Origin of the sequence: Streptomyces lunaelactis (genome assembly GCF_003054555.1) — a bacterium.
GTDB classification, from domain to species: Bacteria; Actinomycetota; Actinomycetes; order Streptomycetales; family Streptomycetaceae; genus Streptomyces; species Streptomyces lunaelactis.
The window spans coordinates 1,811,260-1,824,129 of the sequence record NZ_CP026304.1; the positions used below are offsets into that span (position 1 = coordinate 1,811,260).

Consider the following 12,870-nt stretch of genomic DNA (forward strand, 5'->3'; position numbering starts at 1 on the left):
GCGACCGAGACGCCTGAAACTAGCCGACTACTCCGGGTCAGGGAATGTTTCGCGCGAAGGTTGGGCGTGCGCTTTTTGTACGGAGCGGGCCGCCTCCCGTGCCCGGCGTCGGCCCCTGCCCCTGACCTCGGGAACTTCCCTCCGCACCGGGCGACTTGACTGCCGGGCGCCCAGACCCGCCGCCACCAGCAGCAGTCCGCCCAGCATCACGAACGGAGCCGCCGTGCCCGCGACCCCGGCGACCAGTCCCGCGGAGGCGGGCGCGGCGACCTGGCCGAGGCGGTTTCCGGTCAGCCGCAGGGCGAGGGCGGTCGAGCGGGCTTCCGCCGGGGCGGCCTGGACGACCGTCGTCATCGACAGCGGCTGTCCGACGCCCAGGCAGAAGCCGAGGACGGCGAGCATCAGGGCGAGCGCCCAGACCGGGACGGGCAGCGCGACGCCCGCGCACAGCAGACCGCCGAGCAGACAGGTCACGGTCATCAGCGCCGTACGGCCGAGCAGGCGGATCATCGGCGTCATCACCAGCCGGCAGGCGATGGTGGCGGCCGCGCGCAGGCTCAGCAGCAGCCCGATGGTGGCGGGGGCGATACCGCGGTGTTCGCCGATCACCGGCAGATAGGCGGTGAGGATGTCGGTTGCGCAGAGCACGGCGAGGCTGATGAAGATCCCGGCGGGTACGCCGCGGGTGCGCAGTATCCGGTGTACGGGGACCCTGGTCCGCCGCTCTCGGGCCGCACCGCCATTCGTACGGTGCTCGATGCGCCAGAGCGAGCCGAAGGAGACCGCGGCGACGGCCGCCGACACGACCAGGGCGAGTGCGCTCGTACGCCCCATGGCACCGTCCTGCCCGGAGACCGCGAACCCGGCGGCGATCGGTCCGACGAGCTGCCCGAGCGAGGCGCCGATGGTGAAGTGACCGAAGTTCCGGTCCTGTTCGGCCGGGGCGGACTGGCGGGCGACGATCGACTGGGCGCCGATGACGAAGCAGAGATGGCCGAGCCCCATCACTCCGCTCCAGGCCGCCAGCGCGAGGAGTGAAGCCGCCGTACCGCTGAGGGCACACCCGCCGGAGATCAGGACGACACCGATGGGCAGCAGGGGTGCACACCGCCCGTGGTCCGTCCTGCGCCCCAGCGGTACGGCGGCGAACAGGGGAAGCAGCGCGTACACACCCGCGATGACACCGATCGCGCGCTCGTCCGCGCCCAGCGAGAGGGCCCGGTAGGAGACGGCCGGCCGCGCCATCGACACCGCACCCTGCGCGAACGCGAAGGCGATGACGAGACGCAGCAGCCAGCCCCTGCCGGGCCCTTGGGAAACAGGCACGATCAGATGATGCCGAAGAGGATTCCGGCGCCGAGCACCACCAGCGAGGTGAGCGCGGCCCATTTGACGGTGAACTTGGTGTGGTCGCCGAACTCCACCTTGGCCATGCCGACGAGGACGTACACGGCGGGGACGAGCGGGCTCGACATGTGCAGGGCCTGTCCGACCAGGGAGGCGCGGGCGATCTCCAGCGGGGACACGCCGTGCGCGGCGCCGGCCTCGGCGAGGACGGGCAGCACGCCGAAGTAGAAGCCGTCGTTCGACATGAAGTAGGTGAGCGGGAGGCTCAGCAGGCCGGTGACGATGCCCATGTGCGGGCCCATGCCCTCGGGGATGGCGCCGACGAGCCAGTCGGCCATGTGCTTGACCATGCCGGTGCCGGTGAGGACTCCGGTGAAGACGGCGGCGGCGAAGACCATGCCGGAGACGTTGAGGACGTTCTCGGCGTGGGCGGCGACGCGGGCCTTCTGGTCGGCCATCTTCGGGAAGTTGACGGTGAGGGCGAGGGCGGCGCCGAGGAGGAAGAGCACCGGGATGGGGAGGATCTCCATGATCATCGCGGCGAGGAGGGCGACGGTGAGGCCGGCGTTGAACCAGTAGAGCTTGGGGCGCAGGGTGGCGCGGTCGGGGTCGAGGCCCTGGAGGCGCTCGTCGTCCTCGTCGTCGTTCTGGGACTCGGCGTCGTCCTTCTGGGACGCGGCGCCTTCGTTCCGGGACGCGGCGTCCGCGCCCGTACCCGCTCCACCGGTCGGGCTCCTGTCCGTACCCTTGCCACCCCCGGTCTTGACCAGCACGGTCTCGGTGACGCTCTCAGCCTCGGTCTCGGTCTCCAGCACATCGTCGAGGGTGAGCACGCCGAGGCGCTTGCGCTCACGTCGGCCCAGCACATAGGCGAGGACGAAGACGAAGAGCAGTCCGACGGCGAGCGCCGGGATCATCGGGACGAAGATGTCGGCCGCGTCCACCTTCAGCGCGGTGGCGGCGCGGGCGGTGGGGCCGCCCCAGGGCAGGGTGTTCATCACGCCGTTCGCCGTGGCGGCGACTCCGGTCATCACGACCAGGCTCATCTTGAGGCGCTTGTAGAGCGGATACATCGCCGAGACGGTGATCATGAAGGTGGTCGAGCCGTCGCCGTCCAGCGAGACGATCGCGGCGAGCACCGCCGTACCGACCACGATGCGCAGCGGGTCGGCCTTGCAGAAGCGCAGGATGCCCCGGACGATCGGGTCGAAGAGACCGACGTCGATCATCACCCCGAAGTAGACGATCGCGAACATCAGCATCGCGGCGGTGGGGGCGAGATTGCCGACGCCTTCGAGGACGTAGTCCCCGAGGTGCGCGCCCTTTCCTACGAACACGCAGAAGAGTGCGGGGATCAGGACCAGCGCCGCGATCGGCGACATCTTCTTCATCATGATCAGGACCAGGAAGGTCGCGATCATGGCAAAGCCGAGGATTGTCAGCATGTGGGACACCTAACGTTCACCCTTGAACTCCCACCGGGAGCGGCGGTTCGGATGACGTTAGGTCGCGCCAACAGCCGTTAACAAGATGTTGACGCGTGAGCAATACGAGCAAAACCCCAGGTCATCGCAGAGGTGATAGCTCGACGGGGAAGCCGTTGAGCACAGCGGTGCCGGACAGCGGGTCGAGCCGGGAGCCGTCGAGCAGCTGATTGACATTGACCCCGGGGCGCGCGGCGGCCACCGACATCCGGGTGCCGGGACGGTCGTGTCCCCAGCCGTGCGGCAGGCTCACCACTCCGGTCCGTACGGCGTCGGTGATCTCCACCGGCGCCTCCAGCTCCCCTCCTTCGGCGGTGATACGCACCGGGGCTCCGTCCTCGATGCCCAGCCGTGCCGCGTCGACGGGGTGGATCTGGAGGGTGCAGCGGTTCGAACCGCCGTTGAGGGTGGCGACGTTGTGCATCCAGCTGTTGTTGGAGCGCAGATGACGCCGGCCGACGAGCAGGAGAGCGCCGGGCCGCTCCTCCAGGGCGCGCCGGAGCCTGGGCAGATCGGCGGCGATGGGTGCCGGCAGCAGCTCGATGTGTCCGCTGCGGGTCTTCAGGAGTCGCGGGATACGGGGCCGCAGCGGGCCGAGGTCGATGCCGTGCGGGCTGGCGAGCAGCGCCTCGAGGCTGAGGTCGTACGGGCCGAGGCGCAGCATCATGTCGAGTCGCCGCTCCGGTCCGGTGCGGCCGGTGAGCCGCGCGGTGAGCTCCTTGACGTCCTGGCCGTGGACCGGGGAGTGCGGGTCGGCTACGGCCTTGGTGAGCGTGCGCTCGATGACCATGTCGTCGACGGCCGACGGCTCCGCGCCGTGCAGTCCGCCCACGGCGAGCACCAGCCGGGCCTGGATCTCGCTCTCGCCGAGCCGGCCCTCCTCCAGGGGGATCGCCGCAGGGGTGTACCGGACCTGGTTGTGCACGGCGAAGGCGTTGAAGGCGAAGTCGAAGTGGGAGCTCTGGGAGGGCGGCGGCGGGGGCAGGATCACATCCGCGTGCCGCGAGGTCTCATTGAGATACGGGTCGACGCTGACCATGAAGTCGAGTCCGGCCAGTGCGCGGTCGAGGCGGTCGCCGTCGGGGGCGGAGAGCACGGGGTTGGCGGCGAGCGAGATCACCGCGCGGATCCGCCCGTCCCCGGGGGTGTCGATCTCCTCGGCGAAGGCGGCCATCGGCAGTTCGCTCTTGGCCTCGGGGTGTCCGCTGACCCTGCTGGCCCAGCGGCCGAGCGCGAAGCCCTTGCCGGGGGCGGCGGGGCGGGGTGCGCGGTCGGTGGCGGAGAGCGGGAACAGGGCGCCGCCCGGGCGGTCGAGATTGCCGGTGAGCACGTTGAGGACGTCGACCAGCCAGTTGGTGAGGGTGCCGAACTCGACGGTGCTGCTGCCGACGCGTCCGTACACGGCGGCGGTCGGCGCGGCGGCGAGCTCCCGGGCGATCGTACGGATCTCCTCCGGGTCCATGTCGCAGGCGGCGGCGACGGCCTCCGGGGTGAACTCCCGTACCGCTTCCTCGACGTCACCCACACCCTCGACATGCGCCTCCAGCGCTCCGAGATCGGTGAGCTTCTCCTCGAAGAGCACCTGCGCGAGGGCGGCGAGCAGCAGGGCGTCCGCGCCGGGACGGATGGCGATGTGCCGGTCGGCGAGCTGCGCGGTGCGGGTGCGGCGCGGGTCGACGACCGTGAGCGTGCCGCCGCGTCGGCGCAGCGCCTTGAGCTTGCCGGGGAAGTCGGCGGCGGTGCACAGGCTGCCGTTGGAGTCGAAGGGGTTGGCGCCGAGGAGCAGCAGATGGTCGGTGCGGTCCAGGTCCGGGACGGGGATGGCGACGGGGTCGCCGAAGAGCAGCCCGCTCGAGACGTGCTTGGGCATCTGGTCCAGGGTGCTGGCGGTGAACAGGTTGCGGGTGCGCAGCAGGGAGAGCAGTACGGGGGGATAGAGCGCGCCGGCCATGGTGTGGACGTTGGGGTTGCCGAGGACGACGCCGACGGCGTTCGGCCCGTACTCCTCTATCAGCGGCCTGATCCGGGCCGCGACCTCGTCGAAAGCCTCCTGCCAGCTCGCCTCCCGGAGCTCGCCGTCCTTGCGTACGAGGGGGCTGCGCAGTCGGTCGGGGTCGGCGTCGAGCTCCCCGAAGGAGGCGCCCTTGGGGCAGATGAAGCCACGGCTGAAGATGTCGTCACGGTCGCCTCGGGCGCCGGTGACACGGGTGCCCTCGATGGTGAGGGTCAGCCCGCAGGTGGCTTCGCAGAGGGGGCAGATGCGCAGGGCGGTACGGGTGGCGGCGGTGCGGGACATGGGCCCTCCCCGGGGCGACGGCGGTGGCGCGCGGTTCCTCCAGAGCATACCGACCGGTATGCAGGCACGGGAGGGGCGCGGGCCTTTTCCTGGGGCTCCGCCCCAGACCCCGCTCCTCAATCGCCGGACGGGCTGAAATCAGTCCAGCAGTCTCGCCAGATACGCGCGCAGCATCTCCCGCGTCTCCGCCACGATCGCCTCGTCCCCCGCCGCCTCCACCCGGAACGCAAGTTGCAGCAGCGCGTCCGCCGCCTCCACGGAGACCAGGACCGCGCGGCGCAGCTCCTCGTCGGCGCTGCGGCCGACATGTCCCGCGAGCAGCTCGGCGAGCAGGTCGGCGACCTCGTGGTTCGCCCCGGCCGCGGGCGCGCCCAACGGGATCCGGTAGCCGAAGTCGATCAGCGCGAAGCCGGGCATGGTCCGCTTCATCGCCACGTACTCGTCCAGTACGGCGTCGAGCGCGCCGCGCCAGTCGCCCGCGGGCAGCTCGGCGAGACGGCCACTGATCCGCTCGGCGTAGCTGTCCAGATTGCGGTGGGCGAGCGCGTCGGCGAGGGCACGCTTATTACCGAAGAAGCGGTAGACGGAGCCGATAGGCACACCCGCTCGCGCGGCCACCCCCCGGGTGGACAGCTCCTCGTAACCGGATTCGTCGAGGAGTGCGGCGCAGGCGTCCAGTATCCGGGTCAGCCGCTCGGCGCTGCGCTGCTGTACGGGCGTACGGCGGAGATGCGGGGCAGGGCTCGCTGGGGACACGGGCTCCATCATGCCGCCCGCTTGCCGTTGACGGAGCGGTCCCGCAATCCTACGGTTGAGCATAGGAATCGAGCACGCGAACCTTCAGCACCGGGAGCGGACGATGAGCGGCATCGAGCAGGCGCGGAAGACGGCCCAGGGTCTTGGGTACCTGGCCGGCTTCGGCAATGAACACAGCTCGGAGGCCGTGCCTGGCGCGCTTCCGCACGGACGCAATTCGCCGCAGCGCGCGCCGCTCGGGCTGTACGCGGAGCAGCTGAGCGGCTCGGCCTTCACCGAGCCGCGCGCCGGCAACCGCCGCTCGTGGCTGTACCGGATCCGCCCCTCGGCGGCGCATCCGCCGTTCGTACGCGTCGACAACGGCCGGCTGCGCAGCGCACCCTTCACCGAGGCGGTGCCCGACCCCAACCGGCTGCGCTGGAACCCGTTGCCGGAGCCCGCGGCCGGCACGGACTGGCTGGCCGGTCTGTGGACGCTCGGCGGAAACGGCGACGCGACGCAGCGCACCGGCATGGCCGTGCACCTCTACCACGCCAACTCCCCCATGATCGATCGGGTGTTCAGCGACTCGGACGGCGAGCTGCTGATCGTGCCCGAGCGGGGCGGCCTGCTGCTCCGTACGGAACTCGGGCTGCTCGCCGCCCGGCCGGGCGAGGTGGCGCTGGTCCCTCGCGGGGTGCGGTTCCGCGTGGAGCTCCTTGACGAGAGCGCGCGGGGGTACGTCTGCGAGAACTACGGGCAGCCGTTCCAGCTGCCCGATCTGGGCCCGATCGGCGCGAACGGGCTCGCCAACGCCCGGGACTTCCTCACGCCGGTGGCCGCGTACGAGGACGTGGAGCGGCCGGTCGAGGTCGTCAACAAGTTCTGCGGGAACCTCTGGGCCGCGACGTACGACCACTCGCCGCTCGATGTCGTCGCCTGGCACGGCAACCATGTTCCGTACGTCTACGACCTGCGGCGCTTCAATGTGCTCGGCAGCATCAGCTACGACCACCCGGATCCGTCGATCTTCACGGTTCTGACCTCTCCCTCGGACACGCCCGGTCTCGCGGGCGTCGACTTTGTGGTGTTCGCGCCGCGCTGGCTGGTCGGCGAGGACACGTTCCGGCCGCCGTACTTCCACCGCAACGTGATGAGCGAGTACATGGGGCTCATCGAGGGCGCGTACGACGCCAAGGCGGAGGGCTTTGTCCCCGGAGGCGGGTCGCTGCACAACATGATGTCCGCGCACGGTCCGGACCGGGAGACCTTCGACCGGGCGAGCGCGGCCGAGCTGAAGCCGCAGAAGATCGACGACGGGCTTGCGTTCATGTTCGAGACGCGGTGGCCGCTGACGGCGACCGGGCAGGCGGCGGGCGCGGACCATCTGCAGAAGGGGTACGACGACGTGTGGCAGGGTCTTGAACGCCACTTCCGGTCGTAGTCGTAGTTCGGAGATGCCGTGACCGCCTTCGCTCCCGACTCGCTGGTCCTGAACCGCAAGCTGCCGCTGTGGTACCAGGTCTCGCAGTCGCTGCGTGCCTCGATACTCGGCCGGGCGCCCGAGGCGTCTCTGCGGCTGCCCACCGAGGAGCAGCTCGCCGCGCACTACGGCGTCAGTGTGCTGACCATGCGCCAGGCCCTCAAAGAACTGGAGGAGGAGGGCCTGATCAGCCGGCACCGGCGGCGCGGGACCTTCATCGAACCGGGGGCGAGGCGGGGTGCGCCGAGGCGGCTGCTGGGCTCGATCGACGCGATCGTGGCACAGCAGTCGGGCGAACGGACGACGATCCTGGCGCACGGTCCCACGCCGGTGCCGGGCGAGCTGGCGGAGTACTTCCCGGGTGTGGCGGAGGTCGTGATGTACAAGCGGCTGCGGTGCGACGGGGAGAGCGGCGAGCCGACGAACTGGGCGGAGAACGCGGTGCGTCCGGAGGTGGCGGCGCGTCTCGACGTCGCCGACCTGGAGCGCTGGCCGATGACGAAGGTGCTGCGGGACGCGGTGGGCGTACGGATCAGCAGGATCACGGACACGGTGGAGGCGCGGCTGGCGGATCCGCCGACGGCGGAGCTGCTTAGGGTGCCGTTGCTGAGCCCGATACTGCACTACACGGGGGTGACGTACGACGAGGCGGGACGGGTGGTGGATGTGGCCCGGATCCGGTACCGGGGGGACCGGTTCTCGTTCTCGGTAACGGTCGACGCGGAGTGACCCCGCGGGGCGGACCGGGCCCCGGGGTGCGGGTGCGGTTCCTCGGGGTGCGCCGGGGCGCGGAACGCGGGGCTCATGTGGGCGCCAGGACGGGCCCCTGGGCGCGCGGTTAACATTTCCGCATGCCGATGCTGGACCAGCTCATGCCGTGGGGCGCGGCTCCCCTGCGGTTGGGGCGGGGGGGGGTGATGAGCCCCGATCCCGCCTCGCTCAAGGGTCGGTGGGATGCCCTCGTGAAGGCCGAGGGCGGCGAGCGCGAGGCGCTCTTCCGGGCCACCCGGGCGCGTACGCCTCGCAGTGCCGTCAGCCAGCTGCCCGGGCAGTCCACCGGAACCGGCAGGTTCTTCCGCGAGGACGGACGGTGTCCCGCGCCCGTGCGTGTCCTGCACGGGGCCTTCGACGAGCAGTGGCTGATACCCGACCACCGGCTCATCGACGCCGCTCGGCCGGAGTTGTGGCGCGTCGCCGACCAGCGGCAGGTCTTCGTGGTGGAGCAGGGGTACGTCGCGGAAGCGTCGGGACCCGCCGTGGTGGCGTCGGCGTTGTTGCCCGACGGGCGCTCGCCTGCCGGAAGGCCCGGACGGATTCGGCCGCTCTACCGGCGGCCCGGTGGTCTCGAGCCGAATCTCGCCCCTGGACTGCTCCCGTTGTTGCGCTCGCGGTACGGGCGTGAGGTCGATGCCGGCGACATGGCCGGCTGGATCGTTGCGGCCGCGAGGTCCGCGCCGGGCGGTTGTGTCGTACCGCTGCCCGCCGACCCGCATATATGGCTGAGCGGCGTGGAGTTGGGGCGGCGGATGCTGGAGATCCAGCTGCGCGGGGCCCGCGGTGATGAACGGCCCAGGCTGCCCGGTGGCCGGCGGCCGTATGTGCGGGCGGCTGTGCCCGCCCGGCCCGACGCGATCGCCTACGACGCCGATGAGCAGGCCCTCAGTCTCGGCGGGGGCCGCATCTCCCCCGTACCGCGTGAGGCCTGGGACTTCGAGGTCGGTGGCGTACGCGTGCTCGAGCTCTGGTTCGAGCGGCGGACCGCCGAGGTCGAGCCCGGCACGCTGGAGGCGATCCGGCCCGCGTCGTGGCCGCAGGAGTGGACCTCCGAGCTGCTGGAGCTCATCACCGTGCTGGCCTTGCTGGGTGAACTGCGGCAGGGGGAATTCGAGGTGGGGGCCGAGATCACGCCGGGCGAGCTGGCCGGTGTGCTGCCGCCGCCCGCCGCCGCCCGGCGGCCCGCCTCCGTGCTGGACCATCACGAAGAGGGGCCGGAAGGTCAGTTCGCGCTGCTCTGAAATGCGTCGAGGACGCGGGTCAGTACGCGCTCGAAGACCTCGTCCGGGTCGAGCGCCCCGATGCCGTCGGCGAACGCTGCCGCCAGGCGCGGATAAGCGCCGCTCTCGACCTCGCGGAACCCCTCGCCGTCCGCCGTTTCGCGAAAAACGGCAGGTGACACCCGTCGGGGGATGACAAAGGTGCCACGTACACGGTAGGCACGGCTGTATGAACCATCAGCCCCTGCCCCTCGACGGGATCACGGTCGTCGCCGTCGAACAGGCCGTCTCGGCGCCCTTCGCCACCCGTCAGCTCGCCGATCTCGGCGCCCGCGTCATCAAGATCGAGCGCCCGGACGGCGGTGACTTCGCGCGCGGCTATGACACCGCCGCCCGCGGGCTCGCCTCGCACTTCGTCTGGTGCAACCGCGGCAAGGAGTCCCTGGCCGTCGATCTCAAGGACCCGCGCGGTATTGAGATCGTGCGTCAACTGCTCGCGGACGCCGATGTGTTCGTGCAGAACCTCGCACAGGGCGCGGCCGCGCGGCTCGGTCTGGACGCGGCCGCACTGTGCGCCGAGCTCCCGCGGCTGATCGCCGTGGACATCTCCGGATACGGCGCGGAGGGTCCGTACGCGCACAAGCGGGCGTACGACATGCTCGTGCAGTGCGAGGCGGGCCTGGTGTCGGTGACCGGGACGGCGCTGCACCCGGTCAAGGCGGGCATTCCCGCGGCCGACATCGCGGCCGCGATGTACGCCTTCTCGGGAGTGCTCGCGGCGCTGCTGCGGCGGGGCACCACAGGCCGCGGCGGGCCGGTGGAGATCTCGATGCTGGAGTCGCTCGCCGAGTGGATGGGGCATCCGCTGAACTACGGGATGCATGGAGGTGAGGCCCCGGCGCGCACCGGGGTCGCACACGCCGTCATCTCCCCGTACGACGCCTATGCGACGGCGGATGGCGGGCAGGTGCTGCTGTCGGTGCAGAACGACCGGGAGTGGCGCCGACTGGCCGAACAGGTGCTTGGGCGGCCGGAGTTGGGCGAGGATCCGGTCTTCGCCACCAATACCGCCCGTACGGCGAACCGCGAGAGGACGGATGCGGCGGTGGCCGAGGCGCTGGCCGCGCTGGACACTCCGGAGGCGATCCGCCGGCTGGAGGCGGCGGGCATCGCCTGCGCCCGGCTCAACACCGTGCGGGATGTGGCCGAGCATCCGCAGCTCGCGGCGCGGGACCGGTGGCGGGAAGTGGATTCACCGGTCGGGCCGCTGCGGGCCCTGCTGCCGCCCATCAACCTGCCGGGCGATGCCGAGGCGCGGATGGGAGCGGTTCCCGCGCTCGGCGAGCACACCGACGCGCTGCTGAGGGCCCTGGGAATGACGGATGAGGGGACAGCGGCGCTGCGCCGGGACGGTGTGATCGCCTGAGCGCGTTCGCGTACGGGATGACGTGCTGGTGGGTCAGCCGCGGCTGCCGAAGAGCGAGCGACGCAGCCGCCGCAGCGGCGCGAAGAGCGAGACGCGCGCACTCTTGCTCTGGCGGGTGTGCGCGATATCACGCGAGGTGAGCTCGAGCATCAGCGACGTCGCCTCGGCTGTCTCACGCTGCGGGACGGCAGGGCCGCCGAGCACCGCGAGATGACGGTCGAGACGCGTGCTGGTCGCACTGCTCCCACACGTGATCGCAGGCACTCGCGCCCTGCTGTGCATTGTTATCTGTTCCATGTCACTCCCCACCCGTACGAGGGCACCCGGCCCGGGCAGGTTAACCCTATCGCTCCGTCAGGACACTCGTGTATCCCGGCCACAGGATTCACCACGCCTGTACGAAGGTTGACGACTTCCCTCCGAATATGCCTGATTCCAGGGTGAGTTGGACAGTGCGCGCAGTCGTCATCAAGAAAATCTCCGCCCACCGACCAATCCGCCCGGCCCTCCGCGCCGAATCGCTGGCATCGAAGCACGAACGGCAATCGCGCGAAGGACGGACTCGATGACCGCAATCAGCAGCAGCGGGCGGGGGCTCAAGAGGCTCGCCGCACTCACCTGCGTGGCGCTGGCCACCGGAGGCCTGGTGGCCTCCGGCGTGACCGGCGCGGAGCCGGGCACGGCCCGCGCCTCCAGCCACCGTGAAGCCCCGCTGATCTCCGGGCAGCCTCAGTACGACAACACGGACGTGTACGCGTTCGTCAGCCCCGACAAGCCCGACACCACCACGCTCGTCGCCAACTGGCTGCCGTTCGAGGAGCCGGGCGGCGGCCCGAACTTCTACAAGTTCGCCAATGACGCGCAGTACGACGTCCACATCGACAGCGACGGCGACGCCCAGGGCGACCTGATCTACCGGTGGACCTTCAAGGACCACGTCAAGAACGGCAATACGTTCCTGTTCAACACCGGTCCCGTCACCTCGATCGACGACCCGGACCTCAACATCACGCAGACGTACGACATCGAGATGCTGAGGCTGAAGAACCAGCGTGTGATGCATTCCACGAAGATCGCCGACGATCTGCCGGTGGCACCGTCGAACGTGGGCAAGGCGTCCATGCCGGACTATCAGAGCCTGCGCGACCAGGCCGTGAAGCAGATCGCGGGCGGATCCACGGCGTTCGCGGGTCAGGCGGACGATCCCTTCTTCGCGGACCTGCGCGTCTTCGACCTGCTCTACGGCGGGAACCTCTCCGAGGTCGGCAACGACACGCTCAAGGGCTACAGCGTCAACTCCATCGCCCTGCAGGTGCCGACCGCGTACATCCGGCAGTCGGAGAAGCAGCCGATCGTCGGCATCTGGTCCACCACCCAGCGCAAGAGCGCGAGCGGTCACTGGGCGCAGGTGTCCCGGCTCGGTATGCCGCTGGTCAACGAGGTCGTCATCCCCGTGAAGGACAAGGACAAGTTCAACGCGTCCCACCCGTGGAACGACGGCGACTTCCTGAAGTTCGTCACCCAGCCCGAGCTGCCGAAGCTGATCGAGGGCATCTACAAGATCAAGGCCCCGGCCGAACCGCGCAATGACCTCGTCTCGGTGTTCCTGACCGGCGTCGACAAGCTCAACAAGCCGCCACACGTCCGCCCCGCCGAGGCACTGCGGCTCAACACCTCCATCCCGCCGAGCGCCGAGCCCAAGCGGCTGGGTGTGCTGGACGGCGACAACGCCGGATTCCCCAACGGGCGGCGTCTGACGGACGACGTCCTGGACATCGCACTCCAGGTCGTCGAGGGCGAACTGGTCGGCGCGAAGAACGACTTGGGTGACGCGGTCAACGAGAACGACCAGAAGTTCACCGGGTCCTTCCCGTATCTGGCGCTGCCGACGGCAGGCTCGCGGGGTCCGCTCGCCAAGGACGGCGCGGCCAAGGACGCCCAGGGCAACCTGCTCAGCGGGGGCGCATCGTCCGCCTCCTCCGGCAGTGACTTCACCGACAACACGCTGATCGCCTCCGCGGTCGCCGCGGGTGCGGGCGTACTGCTTGTCACGCTGGGGCTGAACTGGTGGCGGATGCGGCGCCGGAACGCGTACCGCTGACCGG

Annotated in this window: 10 protein-coding genes and 1 pseudogene; 5 read left to right on the top strand and 6 right to left on the bottom strand. The window is 70.4% G+C overall.

Features of this window, described 5'->3' with window-relative positions:
- Window positions 1-27: 27 nt before the first annotated feature.
- From SLUN_RS08045 to SLUN_RS08060, 4 genes are all read right to left on the bottom strand, one after another.
- Window positions 28-1,245, bottom strand: a complete 1,218-nt coding sequence (locus SLUN_RS08045) for an MFS transporter (protein ID WP_254710180.1) — start codon at window positions 1,243-1,245, stop codon at window positions 28-30.
- Between the two features lie 83 nt (window positions 1,246-1,328).
- Complete coding sequence (locus tag SLUN_RS08050; protein WP_108147844.1) at window positions 1,329-2,792, bottom strand: CitMHS family transporter; 1,464 nt, start codon at window positions 2,790-2,792, stop codon at window positions 1,329-1,331.
- Window positions 2,793-2,913: 121 nt separating this feature from the next.
- A complete protein-coding gene (locus SLUN_RS08055) occupies window positions 2,914-5,127 on the bottom strand; it encodes a molybdopterin oxidoreductase family protein (protein WP_108147845.1) in 2,214 nt (737 codons plus the stop codon).
- A gap of 138 nt (window positions 5,128-5,265) precedes the next feature.
- Complete coding sequence (locus SLUN_RS08060; RefSeq protein ID WP_108154585.1) at window positions 5,266-5,892, bottom strand: TetR/AcrR family transcriptional regulator; 627 nt, start codon at window positions 5,890-5,892, stop codon at window positions 5,266-5,268.
- Between the two features lie 94 nt (window positions 5,893-5,986).
- Here SLUN_RS08060 and hmgA point away from each other — a divergent pair, with 94 nt between their 5' ends.
- The 3 genes from hmgA (at window position 5,987) to SLUN_RS08075 (ending at window position 9,360) form a co-directional block, all read left to right on the top strand.
- Complete coding sequence (gene hmgA, locus SLUN_RS08065; RefSeq protein ID WP_108147846.1) at window positions 5,987-7,306, top strand: homogentisate 1,2-dioxygenase; 1,320 nt, start codon at window positions 5,987-5,989, stop codon at window positions 7,304-7,306.
- A gap of 18 nt (window positions 7,307-7,324) precedes the next feature.
- Window positions 7,325-8,074, top strand: a complete 750-nt coding sequence (locus tag SLUN_RS08070) for a GntR family transcriptional regulator (RefSeq protein ID WP_108147847.1) — start codon at window positions 7,325-7,327, stop codon at window positions 8,072-8,074.
- A gap of 122 nt (window positions 8,075-8,196) precedes the next feature.
- The gene (locus SLUN_RS08075; protein WP_108147848.1) at window positions 8,197-9,360 is read left to right on the top strand and encodes a type ISP restriction/modification enzyme; all 1,164 of its coding nucleotides are present in this window, start codon (window positions 8,197-8,199) and stop codon (window positions 9,358-9,360) included.
- On the opposite strand, the pseudogene SLUN_RS08080 reads toward SLUN_RS08075, so the two are convergent.
- A pseudogene (locus tag SLUN_RS08080) lies at window positions 9,342-9,473 on the bottom strand (TetR/AcrR family transcriptional regulator); the annotation flags it as partial. The gene SLUN_RS08075 and the pseudogene SLUN_RS08080 overlap by 19 nt on opposite strands.
- Window positions 9,474-9,568: 95 nt before the next feature.
- Between SLUN_RS08080 and SLUN_RS08085 the strand changes: the two are divergent.
- A complete protein-coding gene (locus SLUN_RS08085) occupies window positions 9,569-10,765 on the top strand; it encodes a CaiB/BaiF CoA transferase family protein (RefSeq protein WP_108147850.1) in 1,197 nt (398 codons plus the stop codon).
- Window positions 10,766-10,798: 33 nt separating this feature from the next.
- Here the strand turns inward: SLUN_RS08085 and SLUN_RS08090 are convergent, their stop codons facing one another.
- Window positions 10,799-11,062, bottom strand: coding sequence for a hypothetical protein (locus SLUN_RS08090; protein WP_108147851.1), 264 nt, complete (start codon window positions 11,060-11,062; stop codon window positions 10,799-10,801).
- Between the two features lie 268 nt (window positions 11,063-11,330).
- On the opposite strand from SLUN_RS08090, the gene SLUN_RS08095 reads away from it, so the two are divergent.
- The gene (locus SLUN_RS08095) at window positions 11,331-12,866 is read left to right on the top strand and encodes a DUF4331 domain-containing protein (RefSeq protein WP_108147852.1); all 1,536 of its coding nucleotides are present in this window, start codon (window positions 11,331-11,333) and stop codon (window positions 12,864-12,866) included.
- The last annotated feature ends 4 nt before the right edge of the window (window positions 12,867-12,870 follow it).